The organism is Rhizobium sp. P40RR-XXII (genome assembly GCF_012641405.1).
Taxonomy (GTDB): Bacteria; Pseudomonadota; Alphaproteobacteria; order Rhizobiales; family Rhizobiaceae; genus Rhizobium.
On sequence record NZ_JABAII010000005.1, the window covers coordinates 252,708 to 274,380 of the forward strand.

General features: G+C 60.6%; 22 protein-coding genes. 13 read left to right on the forward strand and 9 right to left on the reverse strand.

Annotated elements, in window-relative coordinates; translation table 11 throughout:
* Positions 1 to 166 precede the first annotated feature (166 nt).
* Positions 167 to 667, reverse strand: a complete 501-nt coding sequence (locus tag HGP16_RS12270; protein ID WP_168840281.1) for an invasion associated locus B family protein — start codon at positions 665 to 667, stop codon at positions 167 to 169.
* Positions 668 to 1,223: 556 nt separating this feature from the next.
* On the opposite strand from HGP16_RS12270, the gene HGP16_RS12275 reads away from it, so the two are divergent.
* A complete protein-coding gene (locus HGP16_RS12275; protein WP_168840282.1) occupies positions 1,224 to 2,246 on the forward strand; it encodes an LLM class flavin-dependent oxidoreductase in 1,023 nt (340 codons plus the stop codon).
* 123 nt (positions 2,247 to 2,369) lie between these two features.
* On the opposite strand, the gene cml is transcribed toward HGP16_RS12275, so the two are convergent.
* Together cml and HGP16_RS12285 are read right to left on the reverse strand one after the other, a co-directional pair.
* Positions 2,370 to 3,566, reverse strand: coding sequence for a CmlA/FloR family chloramphenicol efflux MFS transporter (cml, locus tag HGP16_RS12280; RefSeq protein WP_168840283.1), 1,197 nt, complete (start codon positions 3,564 to 3,566; stop codon positions 2,370 to 2,372).
* Between the two features lie 364 nt (positions 3,567 to 3,930).
* The gene (locus HGP16_RS12285) at positions 3,931 to 4,809 is read right to left on the reverse strand and encodes a LysR family transcriptional regulator (protein ID WP_168840284.1); all 879 of its coding nucleotides are present in this window, start codon (positions 4,807 to 4,809) and stop codon (positions 3,931 to 3,933) included.
* A gap of 169 nt (positions 4,810 to 4,978) precedes the next feature.
* Between HGP16_RS12285 and bla the strand changes: the two genes are divergently transcribed.
* From bla to HGP16_RS12305, 4 genes are all read left to right on the forward strand, one after another.
* A complete protein-coding gene (gene bla / locus HGP16_RS12290; protein ID WP_168840285.1) occupies positions 4,979 to 5,869 on the forward strand; it encodes a class A beta-lactamase in 891 nt (296 codons plus the stop codon).
* 50 nt (positions 5,870 to 5,919) lie between these two features.
* Positions 5,920 to 7,092, forward strand: a complete 1,173-nt coding sequence (ampC, locus tag HGP16_RS12295; protein ID WP_409526834.1) for a class C beta-lactamase — start codon at positions 5,920 to 5,922, stop codon at positions 7,090 to 7,092.
* A gap of 159 nt (positions 7,093 to 7,251) precedes the next feature.
* Entirely contained in the window at positions 7,252 to 7,572 is a 321-nt protein-coding gene (locus tag HGP16_RS12300; RefSeq protein WP_168840286.1) for a hypothetical protein, read from the forward strand.
* Positions 7,573 to 7,620: 48 nt separating this feature from the next.
* Complete coding sequence (locus tag HGP16_RS12305; protein ID WP_168840287.1) at positions 7,621 to 8,007, forward strand: hypothetical protein; 387 nt, start codon at positions 7,621 to 7,623, stop codon at positions 8,005 to 8,007.
* A 222-nt stretch (positions 8,008 to 8,229) separates the two neighbouring features.
* Here the strand turns inward: HGP16_RS12305 and HGP16_RS12310 are convergent, their stop codons facing one another.
* From HGP16_RS12310 to HGP16_RS12325, 4 genes are read right to left on the reverse strand one after another with little or no spacing between them, the layout of a single operon-like run.
* Positions 8,230 to 9,216 carry a branched-chain amino acid ABC transporter permease gene (locus tag HGP16_RS12310; protein ID WP_168840288.1) on the reverse strand — a complete coding sequence of 329 codons (987 nt, stop codon included), beginning with the start codon at positions 9,214 to 9,216 and terminating at the stop codon, positions 8,230 to 8,232.
* The gene (locus tag HGP16_RS12315) at positions 9,213 to 10,121 is read right to left on the reverse strand and encodes a branched-chain amino acid ABC transporter permease (RefSeq protein WP_168840289.1); all 909 of its coding nucleotides are present in this window, start codon (positions 10,119 to 10,121) and stop codon (positions 9,213 to 9,215) included. The genes HGP16_RS12310 and HGP16_RS12315 overlap by 4 nt, the downstream gene beginning before the upstream one ends.
* Entirely contained in the window at positions 10,118 to 10,867 is a 750-nt protein-coding gene (locus tag HGP16_RS12320; protein WP_168840290.1) for an ABC transporter ATP-binding protein, read from the reverse strand. The genes HGP16_RS12315 and HGP16_RS12320 overlap by 4 nt, the downstream gene beginning before the upstream one ends.
* Complete coding sequence (locus HGP16_RS12325; RefSeq protein WP_168840291.1) at positions 10,864 to 11,661, reverse strand: ABC transporter ATP-binding protein; 798 nt, start codon at positions 11,659 to 11,661, stop codon at positions 10,864 to 10,866. Before HGP16_RS12325 ends, HGP16_RS12320 begins: the two co-directional genes overlap by 4 nt.
* Before the next feature lie 121 nt (positions 11,662 to 11,782).
* Here HGP16_RS12325 and HGP16_RS12330 point away from each other — a divergent pair, with 121 nt between their 5' ends.
* The 8 genes from HGP16_RS12330 to HGP16_RS12365 all read left to right on the forward strand — a co-directional run bounded on the left by HGP16_RS12330 (position 11,783) and on the right by HGP16_RS12365 (position 18,974).
* Positions 11,783 to 12,517 carry a GntR family transcriptional regulator gene (locus tag HGP16_RS12330; RefSeq protein WP_168840292.1) on the forward strand — a complete coding sequence of 245 codons (735 nt, stop codon included), beginning with the start codon at positions 11,783 to 11,785 and terminating at the stop codon, positions 12,515 to 12,517.
* The gene (locus HGP16_RS12335; protein WP_168840293.1) at positions 12,514 to 13,002 is read left to right on the forward strand and encodes a DUF3830 family protein; all 489 of its coding nucleotides are present in this window, start codon (positions 12,514 to 12,516) and stop codon (positions 13,000 to 13,002) included. The genes HGP16_RS12330 and HGP16_RS12335 overlap by 4 nt, the downstream gene beginning before the upstream one ends.
* Before the next feature lies 1 nt (position 13,003).
* Positions 13,004 to 13,357, forward strand: a complete 354-nt coding sequence (locus HGP16_RS12340; RefSeq protein ID WP_168840294.1) for a TIGR04076 family protein — start codon at positions 13,004 to 13,006, stop codon at positions 13,355 to 13,357.
* Positions 13,358 to 13,362: 5 nt separating this feature from the next.
* Complete coding sequence (locus tag HGP16_RS12345; protein ID WP_168840295.1) at positions 13,363 to 14,418, forward strand: aldo/keto reductase; 1,056 nt, start codon at positions 13,363 to 13,365, stop codon at positions 14,416 to 14,418.
* Positions 14,415 to 14,843 (forward strand): hypothetical protein, encoded by a 429-nt coding sequence (locus HGP16_RS12350; protein ID WP_168840296.1) that lies wholly within the window; start codon positions 14,415 to 14,417, stop codon positions 14,841 to 14,843. Before HGP16_RS12345 ends, HGP16_RS12350 begins: the two co-directional genes overlap by 4 nt.
* A gap of 53 nt (positions 14,844 to 14,896) precedes the next feature.
* On the forward strand, positions 14,897 to 16,153 hold the full coding sequence (locus HGP16_RS12355; RefSeq protein ID WP_168840297.1) for an ABC transporter substrate-binding protein: 1,257 nt from the start codon (positions 14,897 to 14,899) through the stop codon (positions 16,151 to 16,153).
* 129 nt (positions 16,154 to 16,282) lie between these two features.
* Positions 16,283 to 17,581, forward strand: a complete 1,299-nt coding sequence (locus tag HGP16_RS12360) for an FAD-binding oxidoreductase (RefSeq protein ID WP_168840298.1) — start codon at positions 16,283 to 16,285, stop codon at positions 17,579 to 17,581.
* A gap of 175 nt (positions 17,582 to 17,756) precedes the next feature.
* Entirely contained in the window at positions 17,757 to 18,974 is a 1,218-nt protein-coding gene (locus HGP16_RS12365; RefSeq protein WP_168840299.1) for an SfnB family sulfur acquisition oxidoreductase, read from the forward strand.
* A gap of 82 nt (positions 18,975 to 19,056) precedes the next feature.
* On the opposite strand, the gene ftsZ is transcribed toward HGP16_RS12365, so the two are convergent.
* On the reverse strand, positions 19,057 to 20,064 hold the full coding sequence (ftsZ, locus tag HGP16_RS12370; protein WP_168840300.1) for a cell division protein FtsZ: 1,008 nt from the start codon (positions 20,062 to 20,064) through the stop codon (positions 19,057 to 19,059).
* 373 nt (positions 20,065 to 20,437) lie between these two features.
* Positions 20,438 to 21,643 carry an acyl-CoA dehydrogenase family protein gene (locus tag HGP16_RS12375; RefSeq protein ID WP_168840301.1) on the reverse strand — a complete coding sequence of 402 codons (1,206 nt, stop codon included), beginning with the start codon at positions 21,641 to 21,643 and terminating at the stop codon, positions 20,438 to 20,440.
* Positions 21,644 to 21,673: the final 30 nt, after the last annotated feature.

A 21,673-nucleotide genomic window follows, 5' to 3' on the forward strand; every position in this document is an offset into this window, starting at 1 on the left:
CCATCAATGGATATCATTTATATCAGGATTTTTGATTTCACAAGAGATATTGGCTTTGCCGCCCGTTTGGCGTCTTCCCATGCGAACAGGAAGACGCCGTCGGGTCTTTCCCGCTATACAACTCCTGGCAATGGGAGTTCCGCCCGCACCTTGGACGCCGGCAGCATCATTCGCACGTTTCTATTCGTTTCAACGCGGCCGTAATGCCTGATAGTGAGTAGGAATAGCGCGTGGCGGTGCCGCGTTTGGACGTTGCCTGCAGCTCCAATTGCGCGCTGCCCTTCATGGCACCGACCATGGAAGGCTCCTGAGTTTCATCCCTCACCCAGCCGTGCCGGTCTTTCGTGAACATCGGAAACGTCTTGTCGCCCACGGCAGCCGTCATTTGTCCGCCGTCTTTCAGATCATAGCCCATTGCGGCTTCGGGAACCAATTTGTCCCCGGGCGATAGGCGCGAGACTATGAAAAAGTTGTCGCCGTGGTCGACATTGGCGGGTTGCTGCGCAACCGGTTTCGACAGCACGTAGCAACTGACGCTATTGCCGGATTTATAAGAATACGCGCCCCAATGATCGAACTGATCGATACGGACGGGCACTTCCGCATGCGCAATACCGGCGCCGAATGCGACGAAGACCAGAGCGGGGGCGAATTTTCTAGCAAACATAGTTTCCTGCCATTTCTTGTTTCAAGGACATTGAAAGCGAGAGATGTACTCACACGCGCGGCAGTTTCGGTGCGGTGCGTTATCCGATTGTTAATGTCTTCGTTAAAATTTGTTCATGTTGGGTGACGTGCAGGAAACCATGGCGGCGGAAAATGCAATCATGCCGGAGGCACCGCGTCGAGCCTCGACAGTCCATCGGAAGCGGGCCGCCACACGATTTTCGCGCCCTTGGACGCCTTCAATACGGCGGAGGGGGTGGCGGAAATTAAGAGCCGATCGACATCGTACTTGGCGAACGATGTGCAGTCATGAATATACCAAATGTGAGAAAAACAAACGGAGACATGGAGTTGTCAAGGCGTCATCCGTCTTCTGCGCCCCTGCCGACATTGACAATCAGTTCACAGATCGCACTGTTTCATCCAGCTGAGCCCATGCGCATATAGCCGTTTGAATCCACGGCTTTTGCAAGCCATGACATGAAGACGCGGGCAATCGGCGTCGGCACTCATGGCGTGAATCGAGCCGGGCGAACCGGAGATAATAGGATAGTATCATGAAGAAGATCGGTTTCCTTTCATTCGGCCACTGGACGCCATCACCGCAATCGCAGACGCGATCGGCAGGCGACACGCTCCTGCAATCGATCGATCTTGCCGTAGCGGCCGAGCAATTGGGCGCGGATGGCGCCTATTTTCGCGTGCACCATTTCGCGCGTCAGCTTGCTTCGCCCTTCCCGCTGCTGGCAGCCGTCGGCGCCAGGACCAGCCGCATCGAAATCGGCACGGCTGTTATCGACATGCGCTACGAGAACCCGTTCTATATGACGGAGGATGCCGGCGCTGCCGATCTCATCGCCGGCGGGCGGCTGCAGCTTGGCATCAGCCGCGGCTCCCCGGAACAGGTGATCGATGGATGGCGCCACTTCGGCTATACGCCGATGGATGGCGAGAGCGACGCCGATATGGGACGCAGGCACACGGAAGTGCTGCTCGATCTCCTGCGCGGTGAAGGATTTGCACAACCCAATCCGCGCCCGATGTTCCCTAATCCTCCCGGCCTCCTGCGCCTCGAGCCCTATTCGGAAGGCCTGCGCGAGCGGATCTGGTGGGGCGCAGGCTCCAATGCCACGGCCGTATGGGCGGCAAAGCTCGGCATGAACCTGCAAAGCTCGACGCTCAAGGACGACGAAAGCGGCCTGCCCTTCCACGTCCAGCAGGCGGATCAGATCAAGCTCTACCGCGAGGCTTGGAAAGAGGCGGGACACAAGCGCGAACCACGCGTTTCGGTAAGCCGCAGCATCTTCGCGCTGGTGAACGATCTCGACCGCGCCTATTTCGGCGGCAGCGGCAAGGATGCCGACAAGATCGGCTTCATCGACGAGAAGACGCGGGCCATCTTCGGACGCAGCTATGCGGCCGAGCCTGACGCGCTCATCGAGGAATTGGCGAAAGATGAGGCGATCGCAGCGGCCGATACCCTGCTCCTGACCGTGCCGAACCAGCTCGGCGTCGAATACAACGCCCATGTCATCGAATCCATTCTGACCCATGTCGCTCCGGCGCTGGGATGGCGATAAGGCAATTCCTGGCGTCGACCACGGCGTTCGGATTGCATAAACCGGCCTCGGCTGCCCGCGAAATTCGACTTTCGCGGGCAGTGCTTTTAAGGGCGCACCGCCGAAAGGCGGGTGCTTTGCAGATCAGGCTACGGCGTCCTGGCGTCGCAAGACATGCAGTGCCGCCAGCACCAGGGATGCCATGAGCGTGGCAAAGCCCGCCAATGGCCATGCGCTATCGCCGCCCAATGCGGTCACCGCCAGCGTACCGACGATGCTGACGATCAGGCTCTGGATGCAGAAGTAGAATGCCACCGCCGATCCGGCGATGTCGCCGAATTCCGCAAGCGCTCCGTTCGCCGTCACCGATGCCGTGAAGACGATCCCAAGGGCCATGATCCACATTGGCAACACGAAGCTTGTGAAGGACGGAGAGCCGTAGACCTGACCGAACGCCAGGCCAGCCGCGCCAACAAGAAGCAGTGCCATGCCCCGCGCGACACAGCCTGCAACGCCCCAGCGCTCGACAAACAGTCCGGCAAAGCGCGCGGCTGCTATCATCACGACTGCGACCGTTGCGAATGCCATGCTGAAGCCGAGTTCCGAATAGCCGGCCCGGCCGATCAGCACGCGTGGTGCCGTCGAGAAGAACACGAAGAACGTGCCCATGCCCGCACTGAAAGCCAGCGTATAGGTCCAGAACGGCGGGCTTGTGAAGATCGGCCAAATGGAGCGGCGTGGCTCGCTCAAACCCGCAGGCCGCGTTTCACGCCAACGTGCCATGGCGTTGACGCTCGCGGCCAGGGACAGAAGTGCCAGCACCATGAAGATGGCGCGCCATCCGAAGCGATCGGCGATCATCGCGCCCGCTATGGGGCCGAGTGCGGGCACGAAGGACAACATCGAGCCGAACGCGGCATAGATGATGGCTTGCTCCGGCCGGTTGCCATAGACATCCCGGACGGTTGCAAAGGTCGCAACCAGAGCCGCCGAAGCACCCATGGCCTCCAGCAGCCGGCAAAGGACGAAAGCAGCCGCCGTCGATGAGCAGGCGGCCCCGAAGGAAGCCACGGCAAACACGATCGCCCCGGCAAGCAGCACAGGACGGCGACCGATGCGATCCGAAAGCGGACCGAATACCACCTGCCCAAGGCCGAGCATGATCATATAGAGGCTCAATGTGAGCTGGATCACCGATGGCGTCGTGTTCAGGATGCCGGGCATCGACGGGACAACGGGAAGATAGATATCCATGGCCAGCGAGGCGAGGATATCGAAGGGCGCCATCAGCAGCAGCGCTGCCGGCAGCGAGGAGGCCCATGACGGGCGTATGTCAGACATGAGAAAATTCCGCTCGAAAGAGAAATCGGGCGGCGTCTGCCACTGGGTCCGGTTGGAATGAGTTTCGACAGCACGCCGCAACAACAAGAAGCTGTTGCGGCTTATCTATCTGCTGACTTCAGGGTCCCCATGCCGATTGCTCCATGGCGAAATGCTTCATGATGACCAGCCTTTAGCAGATGCCATCAATTCGAACAATGATGCTGCAAACGGGCGCGCGACTGCAACTGCTTGCGGAACACGCGACGATCGTGCGCTCCGGCATTCGAACCGGTGCCGTGAGATTGAAACTCGCCAGCGAATGCATCGACCACCGATCATCATGCTCCAGCCTCTGCCCGGGGGGCCGATTTATTTGCACATCCTATCCCGGCATCTCCTCGATTTCCCCGATCAGCCATTGGCGGAACACCTTCATCGATGCCGTTTCCGCCCGCGATTTCAATCGCGTCAGCCAGTAGCTGCCGGTCGTCGCCGTAATCTGGAACGGCTGCATGATGCGCCCGGCCTCGATGTCATGCGTAAACATCGCGACGGGCACGAGCGCGACGCCGACGCCGCGCGCGGCGGCCTCCACCAACGTCAGCGACGAATCGAACATCCAGCCTCGAAGATGAGGCGGTAGCAGGGCCGCAGCTCTGAACCAGAGCGACCATTCGTCGATCCGGTAAGAGCGTAAAAGCTCAACTTCGGCAAGATCGGCGGGCGTGCGCAACCGCTCGCCGATATCGGGCCGGCAGACCGGAGATAGCGGCGCATCCATCAGGTGGATCGCCTCTGTTCCGTGCCACGCGCCGTCGCCGAAGCGCAGGAAGAAATCCAGCCCGTCGAGCACCATGTCGGCGCGATTGTTGTTAGTCTTCAAGCGCAGATCGACATGCGGATGCTGCGCCTTGAAGCTGCCGAGGCGCGGCAGCAGCCAGCCGATGGCAAAAGTGCCGACGACGCCGATCGTCAAAATCTCGGCAAAATTGCCTTCCTCCAGCTGGCTGAGCGTGGCGCTCATACGGCGAAAGGCATCGGTCAACACCGGCAAGAGAGCATGCCCCTCATCGGTCAGCGCAAGGCCGCGCGGCAGGCGCTTGAAGAGGGTCACCCCCAGCACGTCCTCCAGTGCCTTGACCTGATGGCTGATGGCCGTCTGCGTCACCCGGAGTTCGAGCCCTGCCCGCGTGAAGCTGCAGTGCCGCGCCGAAGCCTCGAAAACGCGCAGTGCGTTCAACGGCAGCTGAGAGATGTCCATTTGTGTCCTAAGGCCAAGTTTTTCTCATGTCTAAGCCCAGAATTGATCGTTTGTCTAGGGCAGGAAGCGACGCCATAGTCTGTCTCGCAAGGTGATTTGCAGGGTTCCAACAACGTCCACCGGCCCTGAAACTATCTCTTTGCTCAACATCAATCGAAGTGGAAACAAGATGACGATCTTACTGTCGCGCCGGCAAAGCCTTGCCGGCGGCTTGCTTGCTTTGCCTGTTCTAGCAGGGCTAAGCGCGGTTGGACGCGCTGCAGACGATCATTCGGGTGAAGCGCAGCTTGCCGCGCTCGAGAGCAAGCATCGCGGCCGCATTTGTGTCAGCATTCTCGACATGGCAAGCGGCAGGCACATCGAGCATCGCGCCGGCGAACGCATTCTGATGTGCAGCACCTTCAAGGCGCTGGCGGCGGCCCTGGTGCTGGCGCGGGTCGACAAGGGCGAGGAAAAGCTGGACCGGCGCATTCGTTACTCGGAAGGCGACATCATCGACGGCTCGCCAGCAACCAAGTTGCACGCAGGCAACGGCATGACGGTGGCAGAACTCTGTGCTGCGGCCGTCACGCTCAGCGACAATGCGGCTGCAAATCTCCTGCTCGCGAGCTTCGGCGGCCCCAAGGCGCTAACCGCCTTCTGCCGAAGCCTCGGCGACGAGATGACGCGCCTCGACCGCATAGAGCCCGCATTGAATTACCACGATACGCCGAACGACCAGCGCGACACGACTACGGCGGCCGCGATGCTGGAGAACCTGCGACGGCTTCTGTTTACCGATGTGCTTTCGGCCGCCTCGCGATCGCAACTGGCCGCATGGCTGATCACCAACAAGACGGGGGACGCCCGCCTGCGCGCCGGCGTCCCGAAGGATTGGCTGGTCGGCGACAAGACCGGCACAAACGGTGACAAAGCCGGCAATGCCAACGACATCGCGGTATTCTGGCCGTCGAACCGCGTGCCGATCATCGTCACGGCTTATTGCGAGATACCGTCGATTTCAGCGGACGAACGTAACGCAATCGTCGCCGAAATCGGTCGTATCGCTGCAATGATCTGAGATCGCCCTTCATCCATCAGCATGAGGATATCAACTTGAATATACCTACCATTTCGCTGCCGAAACTTGGAATAATCACCTCCTGCCTCCTCTATGGCGTCGGCGCCCACGCCGAAGACATCAACCAGAGCCGCCTGGAGCGGGCCGTCAATGAGACCATTCGTCCGCTCATGAAGGAAAACGATGTGCCGGGCATGGCAATTGCAATTACCGTCAAGGGCAAGCGCTATGTCTTCAACTACGGCCTCGCCTCGAAGGACAGCGGCCAGAAGGTAACGAACGATACGATCTTCGAGCTCGGCTCCATCAGCAAGACCTTCGCGGCAACGCTCGCCTCCTACGCCGAAGTCAGCGGGAAGCTGTCTTTCTCCGACAAGGCGACGAAATACATGCCGGAAGTGGCAGGTACGGCCTTCGACAAGATCAGCCTTCTCGATCTCGGCACATACACGGCCGGCGGCCTGCCCCTGCAATTCCCGGACAGCGTCAGCAATGAGGGAATGGTCGTCTATTATCGCAACTGGCATCCGTCCTTTGCCCCCGGTACGTACCGGCAATATTCCAACCCCAGCATCGGGCTGTTCGGCTATCTGGCCGCGCGGGCTATGGGCCAGCCGTTCGATACGCTGATACAGGACAAGATCATCGCCGGCTTTGGGCTCAAGCATACCTATGTCCACGTTCCGGCCGCCGAGATGAGCAACTATGCCTATGGCTATTCAAAAAAGGGCAAGCCGATCCGCGTAGGGCCCGGCGTTCTCGACACACCCGCCTATGGCATCAAGACCACGGCATTAGACATGCTTGCCGTTCTCGAATCCAATATGGATGGTTCGAAGCTCGATAGCACCCTTCAGCGGGCAGTCGATGCGACGCATGTCGGCTATTATACCGTCGGCAACATGACGCAGGGGCTTGGCTGGGAAATCTATGCCTATCCGACGACGCCTGCCCGGTTGGTGGACGGCAACTCGTTCGACATGTCGCGCAATCCACACAAGGTCACTCGCCTTGACCCGCCGCAGCCGCCGCGCAAGGATGTGCTGATCAACAAGACGGGGTCGACGAACGGCTTCGGCGCCTATGCGGCCTTCATTCCCGCACGGCAGATCGGCATCGTCCTCTTGGCAAACAGGAATTTTCCGATCCCCACCCGCGTCTCGGCAGCCTACAAGATCCTGGCGGCAGTCGAAAGCTTGTCCGGATCGAACGCGGCACGATAGACAGTTTTTAAGGATTAGTCTGCGTCGACAAAGGGCCGGCTCTCGGAAAAGTCATCGAGGCCGGCCTCATCATTTTATGGATTGCCAGAAGACCGTCGCGAGACAGCATTTGCCTTGGAGGCCTCTGTCCCGTTGAAGAATTCCTGCAGGAGGCGGGTAATGCGCTCTGGCGATGTACCCTTTGCATATTCTTCCTGCATCCGGCGTCTGACCAACATTTCTAAGACTGACATGTCTTTCACCTCATATATCCGGCGCAAGGAAAATGTCGCTCTCAATGGTGCGGGAGGCAAGTTACAGTTTTTTCATGATCTTAGCGGCGGCTCGGAAAAGCGCCCGACATTCCCTCGCCGCTCCATGCCCGGTGCGGCCTTTTACCGAAGCGTGACCGATCTGCCACTTGCCAAATGCCGGCGCATCGTAGAATTGAAAGCGGCCAATCGGTCGGTTGTTTGCGCTTCCTTAACTTCCGTGCTTTAGCGGGCCACACCCCGACCTTTGGATGATGTCGCCTGCAAGGAATGAATAATGCCCATAAAGAAAAGCTCTGCCTCTGACGTTTTCCAGCGCAAGATTTCGGATTTTTGCGATATGCGGCTCAAGCCGCTGCTTCAGCCGCGTAGCTTCGAGAATATCAAAGGTTTCATGATCGGCCTGATCGTTTTCCAGTCGCGTCCTCCTCTTCGGGCAGGCCGCGTCGACTGGCAGGAAATCGCCTCTCTCTGCGGCATGGACGAGGAAATGAGCCCGGAATTCAAGCGGGCGGCCCAGCCCGGCTTCGACGCTATTCTTCGCTGGCTTGGGGTAGCCAAAACCAGCACGGCACGGAAGTCGCCCGTCGCCGCGAAGCGCCCTCTACGGGTTCCCGCCAAGCCTATTCCGGCTCAGCCTGTGCGTCGCGCTCTGGCTTCCTAGAGCCGGATGATTTTAGGCCGAATCGACCTAAAATCTGAATCCGCCCTAGAATCAAAGAAGTAGAGCGTGATGTCGTCCGAAAACCGCCTACACTTTTCGGCATCACGCTCTAAAAACGAACTGCGTACCGGTCGCCCATGGCCGGTACGTCCTTAATCTGCCTCGGCAGAACGCAGAACCCCACACGGCATGGAATACCGATCCGATCGGCAAAGCCCACCGCTAAGACGCGGCGCTACCCTCGTCCGCGACAGGTTTCGATTGCAGCGCGATCGCTGAACGACGTTTCGGGATATCGCCGAAGAGGCCGCCCGGCCGCACCAGCAGGATGATGCAAAGCATGACGCCGATCGCCACGATCTGCAGCGAGGCCGCGCGAGCCTGCTGCTCCGGCGAAAAGAGGACGCTCGTCAGCGCTCCCGATCCTGCCCATATTCCCCAGACGAGGATGCTGCCGATGACGGCACCCTTGTTGCTGCCCGAACCGCCGACGATCAGCATCACCCAGACCTGAAACGTCAGGGTCGGGATATAATTGTCGGGCGCGATAAAGCCGATGAAATGCGCTTGCATGGCGCCGGCAAGCCCCATGACGGCACCGCCGACGGCAAAGGCCTGCACACGATAGAAACGAGCGCTCTTGCCGAGCGAAATGGCGGCGCGCTCGTCCTCGCGTAGCGCCTTCAAGACGCGTCCCCAGGGGCTTTTTGCCAGATGCTCGAGCGCGAGATAGACGATCAGCATCACGACAACCACGACGCCGAGATTAGCCAGATTAAAGAGCAGCGGCGTTTCGGCAAGGCTGGAGAATGGGCGGGGAATGAAGCCGATGCCGAAGGGACCGCCGGTCAGCTTCTGCGCATTCAGCGCCACAAGCTGAACGACGACGGCGACGCCGAAGGTGGTGATCGCCAGATAATCGGATTTCAGCCGGAGCGTCGCAATGCCAATGATGGCAGCGGCAAGACCGGCGACGATCATGGCGCCGAACCAACCGACGAGGACCGGCAAATCGAATCCGCCGAACCGCCCGGACATATCCGGTGTCGTCAGCAAGGCCGAGGTATAAGCCCCGATGGCAACGAAGCCGGCAAGCCCGACATTGAAGAGGCCGGTCAGCCCCCATTGCAGGTTCAGCCCGAGCGTGATGAAGGAAAAGATCAGCGCCGTCGTCAGGAAGAAAGCGCCGTAGCCAATAATATCCATCATCGCTCCCTCACTCCGAAAAGGCCGATCGGCCGGACGAACAGCACTGCCATCAGGATGATGAAGGAGATCGCGGCGCGCCACTCCGCCCCGATCAACTGAACCGCGGCCGCCTCGGCAAGGCCGATAATCAGTCCACCGAGAACCGCGCCCGGCACGCTGCCGATACCACCGAGAATGGCGGCGGCAAACATCGGCAGCAGCATATCGAAGCCCATCAGCGGGCGGATCTGCACGAGAATGCCGATCATGACGCCGGCGACGCAGGCCAGCCCCCCGCCGATCAGCCAAGTGACGCGAACGACCTTGGCGACATCGATGCCGACGACGCGGGCAAGCGACGGATTCTGACTGAGCGCCTGCATGGAGCGGCCCGTCTGCGTCCTCGTCATCAGCATATGCACGCCGAAAACAAGCAGCGCCGTGACGATCAGAAGCGCGATCTGATCGGGCGTAATGCGAATGCCGAAGCCGACGGGCATGGCGATCTGGATGGCACGGCTGAAATAGGTCGGACGCGAGGTGAAGAGGAATTCGAGCAGGCTGCGCAGAGCCATGGACGCACCGAAGCTCGCCATGACGACGATGATCGACTGGCCCTTGGCTCGGAGCCTGGCAAACAGCACCTTATCGAGTGCAAGGGCAAGAACGCCGGTAAAGCCTATCGCGACGATGACCGCGACGATCAGAGGCCAGCCGAAGGAAAGCGGGCCGATCGGTGCGATCTTGCCGAAGACAGCGCCGATGGCACTGACGACGGCAAGCGTTGCATAGGTGCCCCAAGCCATGAAATCGCCATGGGCGAAGTTCGAAAAGCGCAAGATCGAATAGGTCAGCGTCACGCCGATGGCGCCAAGGCCGATCATGGAACCCGTCAGCAATCCGTCGACGATGAATTGCGGGTTCATACCGCACCTCCTGTTTTGGAAGCAGCCGGGCGCTGGCCGAGATAGAGTTCGGCAACGACGGGATCGTTCCAGAGCTCCGAGGCACGCCCTTCATGCCTGTCCTTGCCTTCGACGAGAACATAGGCGCGATCGCCGATAGCGAGGGCCGCCTTGGCATTCTGCTCGACCAGCAGAATGGTGACGCCGGATTTGCGGATTTCGGTCAGCATGTCGAAGACCATCGAGACGAATTTCGGCGAGAGACCCGCTGAGGGTTCATCAAGCACGAGGAGCTTCGGATGCACGATAAGAGCGCGCGCGACGGCGAGCATCTGCCGCTGCCCTCCCGAGAGATTGCCGGCCGCAATGCGGCGATGACGGGCGAGATCAGGAAAGGTCGCGTACATTTCGTCGATGCGGCCGGGCACTTCCTTCGGCTTCAGAATGCCGCCGGCGACCTTCAGATTGTCTTCGACGGACATCAGCGGAAAGACGTTCTCCGTCTGCGGTACGAAGGCAAGGCCGAGCCGCACCATGGTGTGCGCGGGCGCACTCGTGATATCCCGGCCGCCCAGCTCCACCGTGCCGCTTTCGATGGCAACGAGGCCGGCAATCGCCTTGATGAAGCTCGATTTGCCGGCACCATTTGGGCCGAGCACAACGACGATCTCTTTTTCCGCTACCGTGATCGAAGCGCCGCGAACGATCGGCACGCCCGGCTCGTAACCGGCAACAAGATTGCGAACAGTTAAGACCGGTTCGCTCATGCCGCACCTCCGAGATAGGCTTCGATGACGCGCGGATCGCGGGCAACCTCTTCCGGAGTGCCCTCGCACAGAAGCTGGCCGCTCGCCATGACCAGCACGCGGTGACACAGGCGTGTCACCATATCGATATTGTGCTCGATCAGGAGAAAGGTGACGCCACGCTGATTGATATCGCGAATGCGGTCGATGATCGTCTCGAGAAGTGTGGCGTTGACACCGGCAGCCGGCTCATCGAGCAAAATAAGAGCCGGATCGGCCATCATGACGCGGGCAAGCTCCAGAAGCTTGCGTTGACCGCCTGACAGGACGCGTGCCGGCTCGTGCGCCAGGCGTGTCAGGTGAACGAGGTCGAGCAGCTCCATCGCCTTGGCATGGGCAGCCTTCTCCTGCGTGGCGACTCTCCACGGTCGCAGGAAATTCGACAGCAGACGCTCGCCCGCCTGATCCTGAGCGGCCAGCATGACATTGTCGAGCAGCGTCAGGTTGGGAAAGGGCCGAGGAATCTGGAAAGTACGGCCGAGACCACGAGCGATCCGGCGATGGGCCGCCTCGCCTGCTACCGCCACGCCGTTCAGCACGATCTCGCCGCTGCTCGGTGCGACACTGCCGGCCAGAAGGTCGAACATCGTCGTCTTACCGGCACCGTTCGGGCCGATTAGGCCGAGGATCTCGCCCTCGCGCACGTGGAAAGAAACGTCGTTGACAGCCACAAGGCCGCCGAAACGCCGCACCACATTTCTTGCCGTCAGAACCGGCCGGGCTTCCTCCCCATGCCGTTCAGTTGTCGCACTCATGAGATCCCTCTGGCCGGAAAGCGATCGCTGTCGCTTCCCTGATTATTTGATTTGTGATCACACTTGCATTGATCACGCTAATCAGCTTTAATCGTCTTCGCAAGCCGAAAAGGGATTTCGAATGCAAAAGGCCACCGCCGACAAGAGCGATCCGATTGCCGCACAGCTTGCGCCCGTGGGCCGCGAGACGGTTCAGGATCGGGTCTATCTGGAGCTGCGCCGCGCGCTGATCGGCGGGCTTTTCGAGCCGAGCCAGGTGCTGACGATCCGTGGCCTGGCCGACGCGCTGATGACCAGCACCATGCCGGTGCGCGAAGCCCTTGGCCGCCTGATCACCGAGAAGGCATTGGAAGCCCTTCCCAACCGATCCGTTCGCGTGCCGCCGATCACGCTGGAGCGCATGGACGACCTTCTGCGCGCCCGCATCCTCATCGAAGGCGAGGCGATCGCGCTCGCCGCAACCCGCATGAATTCCCGCCAGATCGCGACCATCGAGAGCATGCTCGGTGAATGGGACGAGATGCGCGCGCTGAAGCATAAGAAGGACGTCGATCGTGAGGTGACGCTGAACCAGGCCTTTCATTTCGAAATCTATCGCGCCTGCGGTTCCGCCGTGCTGATCCCGATGATCGAAAGCCTGTGGCTGCAGTCCGGCCCCTGTATCCGCGTCGCCATCTACGCCTTTTCGGACGCCGGCGAGGTCGATACGGCCCATTATCACCGCACGATCGTCAAGGCGATCGCCGCGCAGGATGCCAAGGAAGCCCGCGATGCGCTCGTTGCAGATATCAGCCGGCCATTCACCTTCCTGCGCAGCAAACTGGAAGCCGAAGCCAAGAAGGGCCTATCCGCATGAGCCAACGCGCCATCAAGATCTCCGAACCACGCTCCGGCCTCAGCGTCTTTGCGCCACTGCTGGAGGCCAAGGCGCCTGACAACGCGACCTTTCTCTGGACCTATCTCAGCGAACCGCGGATAGTCGGCGGTATTCATGCCATGTGGACCGGCCCGGAAATCTCCTGCCCGATCCCGCCGGCGCATCTGAAAGGTGCCTCCCATGCCACCGCTTTGCCGGCCGAGAATGCGACGCTGACACCACAGCCCGGCGATATCGTGCTGAGCTATGTGCCGCCGCGCATGTGGGGCGGCAATCCCGATGCGATCTTCGACATCGGCCTGTTCTATGGGCAGGGCGCGCGCCTGCTCTTCCCGATCGGCTGGCTGGCCGGCAGCGTCGTCGCGCAGGTGCGCCCAGACGAACGCGAACAATTCGCCGCAGCCTGCGGCGTCATCCGCCGTAACGGTGCCTGCGATGTCACCTTCGAGCGGGCGGAGATCTGATATGGCGGCGGCAAGCGACGACAGTTTCGAGCTCTTCGACCTGAGGATTGAAGCCGTCATTCCCGACGGCAAGCCGATCTATTGCGGCGCCAAGCCGGGCGACTATTTCGAACTCAAGGGCGAAATGCTGTCTTTGCCGCCGGGCCAGGGCTTTTCGATCTATTCCATATCGGCCGTCCTGCCGCTGCTTGCGGCCAAGCAACGGCCCACCCACAAGAACGACTGGATGACCTCGGACGCCGAAATCGCCTGCCCCGACCCCAACTGCGCGAGCCGGCTGCGGATCGTCAGGACGGGCAAGCGGCGATTCAGCCATGCCGAAACGACGGCCGTGCCATTGCCCGAAGGAGAATGAACCGCATGACCGCCAAGACTTTTGAGCTCAGCCCGGGATACGAGATTTCGCGCGTCATCCGCGGCGGCTGGCAGCTTGCCGGAGGACATGGCGCGATCGATCGCGCGCAGGCCGTGACCGACCTGATCGCCGCCTTCGATGTCGGCATCCGCACCTATGACTGCGCCGATATCTATACGGGCGTCGAGGAGCTGATCGGCGAAGCGCGCGCGCAGCTTCGCAACGAACGCGGCACCGAGGCCGCGGGCGCGATGAAGGTGCACACCAAGCTCGTGCCCGATCTGGAGAAGCTGGCAACGATCAGCCGCGACTATATTCGCGGCATTGTCGACAAGTCGCTGCGCAAGCTGAAGACCGAACAGCTCGATCTGGTGCAGTTTCATTGGTGGGATTACTCCCTGCCCGGCTATCTCGAAGCCCTGAGCTGGCTCGACGAGATGCGCCGCGAAGGCAAGGTGCGCAATGTCGGCACGACCAATTTCGATACGCCGCATATTTCAGAGATCCTTAAAGCCGGCATTCCGCTGGTCAGCCAGCAGCTGCAGTATTCCGTTCTCGATCAGCGGCCGTCGCGCCGCCTCGCCAAGCTCGCCGCCGAAAATAACGTGAGATTCCTCTGCTACGGCTCGGTGGCCGGCGGCTTCCTGAGCGACAAATGGCTGGGACAGCCGGAACCCGAAATGCCGCTCGAGAACCGTTCGCTCGTCAAGTACAAGCTGATCATCGATGATTTCGGCGGCTGGGAGCTGTTCCAATCGCTGCTCGGCGCGCTGAAGGCCATCGGCGATCGCCATGGCGTCGATATCGCGACGATTGCCAGCGCCTGGGTGCTGGAGCAGCCGCAGGTGGCTGCAGTCATCGTCGGCGCCCGCAATCAGGCGCATGCGCTCGCCAATGCCAGGATCATGGATATTGCACTTTCGGATGAGGACCGTCGGCAGATCGCCGGCATCATCGGCCAAAGCGCTGGCATTGAAGGCGACGTCTATACGCTGGAGCGCGACCGCACCGGCAGACACGGCTCGATTATGCATTACAACCTCAATGCGGGGAAAGTATGAACCAGGAATCGCCCCTCTTCCGGAAAGCCAGTGCCGAAGTTCTCGATTTCCATCGCTTCTTCGAAGCCTGGTATGATGCGGCAACTGCGGACAACACCGATTTCGGCCGCTGCGAGCGCACCTTCGGTCATGCTTTCCACATGATCCCGCCGACCGGTCGCATCTTCGACCGCGCCGGGACCATCGAGCTGATCCGAGCAAACCGGGCGACTTTTCATAACGATTTCAGCATCGAGATTTCGGATATCCGCGCAAGCTTCGAGACTGAGGACACGATCGTTCTTACCTATGTCGAAGCCCAGTCGCGCGGCGGCAAATACAGCCGCCGCCAGGCAAGCGCGCTCTTCATCGCAAGTTCATCGGCGCCCAACGGTGTCGAATGGCGGCATCTGCATGAAACCTGGCTGCAGATGCCGGAGAACTGACAGGTTCTGAAAAAACAGAAATGAAAATCGTTGACCGAACAAGGGGAACAAAGATGAAGAAGACGATATTTCAAATCAGCACCGCCCTGGCGCTTCTGGCCGGAGCCGGAGCCGCCAATGCTGCCGACTGCAAGGTAACGGTGGGCCTCGTGATGGAGCTGACCGGCCCGGCCGGCGAGTACGGCCAGGCGGGCGCCAAGTCCGTCGAGATGGCCTTCCGAGATATCAATGCCGCCGGCGGCGCTCACGGCTGCGATCTGGTGACGGATACGCGCGACAGCCAGAGCCAGGGCAATGTCGCGGTCGATGCTGCTACCCAGCTCGTGCAGGTCAAGAAGGTTCCGGCCATCATCGGCGGCATCATTTCTTCGGTGACGATCCCGATCCTGACCTCGGTCACTGCGCCCGCCAAGATCGTGCAGGTATCGCCCGCCGCCTCATCACCGACGCTGACGGCGCTCGGCCGTGACGGCAAGACGAACGGCATCTTCTTCCGCACCATCACGTCGGATTCGCTGCAGGGCATAGCAGCCGCAAAATATGCGATCGACAAGGGCTTCAAGAAGCTCGCGATCATCCACGTCAACAACGATTTCGGCGTCAACATGGTCGCCGAATTCTCAAAGGCCTACAAGGCGCTCGGCGGCACGATCGTCTCGACGACGCCCTACAATGAAAAGCAGTCGAGCTATGCCTCCGAAGTCACCGCCAGCATGGGCGGTGATCCGGACGGCCTCTACCTCGTCAGCACGCCGGTCGACGGTGCAACCATCGCCCGCACCTGGATCTCGCAGGGCGGCCCGCAGAAATTCCTGCTCAATGACGGTATGAACAGTCCCGACTTCATCGATTCCGTCGGCGCCGACTATCTGAAGGAGGCCTATGGCACGTCCTCGGGCACGACGCCGACGCCATCGACTGACTACTTCAACAAGAACTACAGGGATTTCTCAGGGATAGAGCCGACCAATCCGGCTGCGGACCGCGCCTATGATGCCGGCGCGATCGTCGGTCTCGCGCTTGCGATCGCCGGCGACGACACGTCCAAGCTGAAGGACGATATCTACAAGGTCGTCGATCCCAAGGGCACGCCGATCTATGCCGGCAAGGAAGAATTCGCCAAGGCGCTCGACCTGATCAAGGAGGGCAAGTCGATCCGCTACGAAGGCGTCATCGGGCCGGTCTCCTTCGATCCGTATGGCGACATCACCGGTCCCTTCCGCCTTTGGAAGATCAGCGACGGCAAGGTCGTCACCGATGGCGAACTCAAAATGGAAGACGTTTCCGCGCTGAAGGACAAGATCAAGTAGGCCATCGTTTCTGCAAACGGCGAGGCGCATTTTCCGATGCGCCTCGCGGGAAACATTCTGGCGCAATCCCTTCGGCGGCTCACCTGTCGTGACAGCCATCTGGCATAGGTATTGAAAGATCGTTCGCTGATGCCCAGCCCCGTTGCTCGCCCCACCAATCCGACCTTGTGGACGCTGACGGCAGGCCCCGCCCCCGAACTTTCGCGCGATGTTCCCTCCCGCTCAGACGTCGTCGTGATCGGCGGCGGCTTCACGGGCCTGACCGCAGCCCTTCATCTTGCCCGTGCCGGCCGCTCCGTCATCGTCCCTGAGGCAGGGCGATTAGGTGCCGGTGCGAGCGGCATGAATGCCGGCTTTGTCGTCCCGAATTTCGCCAAGGCCGATCCGGCGACCGTTCGCCAGAAGCTGCCGCGCGACAGGGCCGATGCTCTATTGTCGCTCGTCGGCATAGGAGCAGACGAGGTCTTTGCGACCATTGCGGAAGAGAAGATTTCCTGCGACGCCGCGCAGACCGGCTGGCTACAGCCGGCCTATGGCGACGACATGGCTGCGATCTTGCGTCAAAGAGCACAGGATTGGACGGAGCTTGGCCGTCCAGTTGAATTTCTCGACGCACGCGCCATCCAGGACGAAACGGGCATGGATATCTATTCCGGAGGATTGATCGATCATTCCGGCGGCACCATCCATCCGCTGAATTATCTCTACGGACTTGCCGGCGCGGTCATGCGGCGCGGCGGCGCGATCTGCGAAAACAGCATGGTCGAGCGCGTCGAACGACATGGCGGCACATGGCGCGTCAGTCTCGCGGGCCACGAAATAGAAACGGATGCCGTCATCCTCGCCACCAACGCCTTTACCGATGGCATTGCCGCGCGCATGGGGCGAACCGGCGTACCGCTGAAAGTCTATCAGGTCGCAACCAAGCCGATTGATGCCGAGACCGTCGCGCGGATCGCGCGGCATCGGCGGCCGGTCGGCGATACGCGCTCCAACCTTTTCACCTACCGGCTCGATCGCGACAACAGGCTGATCAGCGGCGGCATGGCGATCAATCCGATCGGCGCCTTCGACCGCGTTGGCCGCGCCGTCGTTGACCGGCTCGCATCCGAACTCCGCCTGCCGCGCCATCCAGGCGTAGAGATCGTTTGGAGCGGAATGGCGATCATGACGCCGGATTTCCTGCCGCGCCTTTACCGTTTCGGTGACGGCTTCTTCGGAGGGATCGGCTGCAACGGCCGCGGCGTCGCCATGACCGCCCAGCTCGGCCAAATCCTTGCGAGATTGGCGCTCGGCGAAACGGCGGCATCGCTGCCGATCCCGCTGCAATCCAGCCGTCCGCTGCCATTCCACCGCTTCACGCCCGTCGTCGCTTCGCTTGCGCTCGCGCATGCGCGCTTTGAAGACTGGCGAACCGCGCGTCGGTAGCTGGGTGAGAACATCGATGATTATCAATGACGACGCAGTTTCAGGCAGCAATTGACTATTAATTCTATAGAGAAAGAAACGAAGACGCGACCGCACCGCCAAAAACGAAATGGCTTTTCTCGAACCACCGCCTTGAATGCGGCATCGTGGCGCCGAATGAAATCGGAGCCTGCTCATGAACACGCAATTGCACCATATCAACGCCACGCATCCCGAGGCGGCTTTGCTGGAGACCGAGCAACAGGCGCTGGCTGTTGCGCAGGAGCTTGCCGAGCGCTTTGCCGCCACCGCCTCGGAGCGCGACAGCGAGAGGTTGCTCCCCTTTGCCGAAATGGACGCGCTGGCTCTATCCGGACTGCTGGCGATTACCGTTCCCGAGGAATATGGCGGCCTGGATGTCTCCAATGCCACGCTGGCGGAGATCACCGCGATCCTGGCTGAGGCCGACGGCTCGATCGGGCAGATCCCGCAGAACCATTTCTACATCCTCGAGGCTTTGCGCATCGATGGTTCGGAAGATCAGAAGCGTTATTTCTTCGGCCGCGCATTGGCGGGCGATCGCTTCGGCAACGCTCTCTCCGAACGGGGCACGAAAACGGTCGGGCATTACGACACGCGCATCACCCGCGACGGTCCCGGCTATCGCATCAACGGCCGCAAATTCTATTCGACGGGTGTTCTCTTTGCCGATTGGGTCACCGTCTTCGCGCTGGATGAAGCTGACAAGCTGGTCATGGCTTTCGTTCCGAAGGGCACGGACGGCATCGAAATCATCGATGATTGGGATGGCTTCGGGCAGCGCACGACGGGCAGCGGCACCACGGTCCTCAACAATGTCTATGTGAATGCCGACCATGTCGTCCTCCATCACAAGGGTTTCGAGCGGCCAACGACGATCGGCTCTGTCGGCCAGATCATCCATGCCGGCGTCGATCTCGGCATCGCGCGAGCCGCCTTTGCCGAGACGCTGGATTTCGTGAAGACCCGATCCCGCCCCTGGATGGATAGCGGCGTGGAGCGCGCCAGCGACGATCCGCTGACCATCGCCAAGGTCGGCCAGATCGCTATCCGGCTCGAAGCCGCGACCGCAACCATCGAGCGCGCCGGCCGCAAGGTCGATGCCGCGCAAGTCGAGACGACCGAAAAGAGAGTGGTCGAAGCGACGCTTGCCGTTGCGGCAGCGAAGGTGCTGACGACGGAAATCGCCATCGAGGCGACGAACACGCTGTTCGAGCTTGCCGGGACGGCATCGGTGAAGCTCGACCTCAATCTTGACCGGCACTGGCGCAATGCCCGCACGCATACGCTTCATGACCCGGTTCGCTGGAAATATCACGTTGTCGGCAATTACCACCTCAACGACGTCATCCCGCCGAAGAACGGCGCGCTTTGACGGAGAGACAAAAGCCCCCGCCATGACGCCGGGGCTCTAATATAATCAAAAGGTTAAGTCAGAGCCACCAAGCGGGAGCCCATCAGTACCGGTCCATATTGATTTCCCCGGCCTGAACAGCAGACGCCGCGAGACTTTCCAGACCGGTTGCAACGACCGATACCCTGAACACGCCGTCGAGATTCTTGTCAAAGATCGCGCCGACAACGATATCGGCATCAGTAAAGACTTCGTCGCGTATGCGACTGGCGGCCTCATCGACCTCGAACAGCGTCATATCCGTCCCGCCGGAAATGGAGATCAGCACGCCCCGCGCGCCTTTCATGCTCATGTCGTCCAGAAGCGGGTTGGAAACGGCGGCGTCGGCCGCTTTTAATGCGCGGCCTGGCCCTGACGCCTCGCCCGTTCCCATCATCGCGCGCCCCATTCCCCGCATTACGGATTTGACGTCGGCGAAGTCGAGGTTGATGAGACCTTCCTTGATGATCAGATCCGTGATGCAGCCGACGCCCGCGTACAGGACCCGGTCCGCAGTCACAAAGGCATTTGCGAAGGTGGTTGCGGCGTCCGCAATGCGAAACAGGTTCTGATTGGGGATGACGATAACAGTATCGGCACTTTTGCGGAGTTGCTCGATGCCCTCGTCGGCCGTACGCATGCGCCGGTTGCCTTCGAACGTAAAGGGCTTGGTGACGACGCCGACCGTGAGGATGCCCGCTTGCCGCGCGACCTGAGCGATGATTGGAGCAGCGCCGGTGCCGGTGCCGCCACCCATTCCGGCCGTGACGAAGCACATGTGCGTGCCCTGGAGGTGGTCCATGATCTCATCAATGGATTCCTCAGCGGCGGCCCGTCCGATTTCCGGCAGAGAGCCTGCGCCGAGACCTTCCGTCACCTGTGCACCAAGTTGAATGCGCCTGGTCGCCTTCGACGTCGCAAGCGCCTGCGCATCCGTATTTGCCGCGATAAATTCAACGCCCTGAAGTTGTTGCGCGATCATATTGTTAATCGCGTTGCCGCCGCCACCGCCGACACCGACGACGGAAATCTTCGGTATCACCCCGGAAAGTGGTGTGCGGATGTCAGCCATGAAGGACTCCATTGGATCAATTTCATTCTCAATCGCGATCGCCTGCCCTTGTGAAAACGGACGTTGCAGCGATTCGCGAGAGAGGAGATCCTAGCGGGGAACGTGTGCGCATTACGGCATGTGCCAGCCGCCTCCACAGAATAATGATTTGAGCACAGGATTTGTGAGCCAGATATCAAAGCATGAACCGTCCAGCGTTGCGTGAAAAACCACAGCCGGAAGCGCGCGCTTAAAGCTGCTAAGTGTTCCGACCGTGGTCAGCACCACACCGGATACCAACAGCGTTAACCGATCTGAGCACGGGTGACGTCATCACCGGCGCAGATTGCGAGCCCACCCATTTTTTAGCCGCACCGCGTCGCCGCCCTCGTATTCAACTGTAGAGGCTGACCTCGGGGATCTTGTCGTTCAGCACGAACTCACCGACTTCCTTGGCCTTGTAGAAAACCGGATCGTGCAAGGTATGGGTCCGCACATTGCGCCAGAAACGGTCGAAACGATATTTCTCCGCGGTCGAACGCGCACCTGTGAGCTCGAAGACGCGCGAAGTGATATCAAGCGACACGTGCGTGGCATTCACCTTCGCCGCATAGGCTTCGGTCGCCGCCTCGCCGCGTTCCCGTGCCGTCGCCTTGTGCCCCTTGGCTAGAGCTTGCTGGACCGCTGCAGCAGCGCTATCGGCTAGAGCGGCGGATGCCTTCAGCGTGGCGGTAAATTCACCGACACGCTCGAGAATATAGGGATCGTCCGCTGCACGCTCGACACCAGAGGTAACCCAGGGCCGCGTTGTGCTCCGGACATAGTCGACCGCCTCGCGCAATGCGCCCTCGGCCGTGCCGAGATAGAAATTCACGAAAACAAGCTGAATGAGCGGAGTGTTGAATGTCGCAAGTACCGGTGCCTCGCCTCCGGTCGATGCCGCGCTGTCCAGATCCTCCTCATAAACGGGGAAATCATGGAACTCGACGCTGCCGCTGTCGGAGAGGCGCTGGCCGAAATTGTCCCAATCATCATTAGCCTTGTAGCCGGCTCGATTGGTCGGGGCCGCAAAGCCGACAATGCCGTCGTCCAGCGCGGCATTGGCGTTGATGTAATCGGATAGGTGAGCGGCCGTCGAGAAGGATTTGCGGCCATTCAGAACGTAGCCATTACCGCGGCGCGTCAGCACGAGGCCGGGATCGCGCGGATTGACGGCGGCGCCCCAATAAAGGCTGTTGGCGACCGTCTTGCCGCCGAACTCCTGCGCGCGCGCCTCATCGAAAGCCCAATAGACATATTGGCTGTTGACATAGTGATAGCCGAGAAGCTGGCCGATGGAGCTTTCTCCGCGCGCAAGAATGCGCACCAGACGCAAGCCATCCACCCAATCGAGACCGCCGCCGCCGATCTGCGGCGCGTGCAGGGCGTTCAGCAGGCCCGCATTCTTCAACTTGACGATTTCACCGAGCGGCGGGCGACCTTCGCGGTCAAGCTCCGCGGCGCGCTTCGAAAGATCCGCGGCAATCGCTTCCGCTCTGGCAAAAAGGTCCTCCCGCGTGGCGTTTCGATTGCTCGCGAAGACAACGTTGGACTGGCTCATGATGTGAACTCCGGTTCAGTGACGTAATCC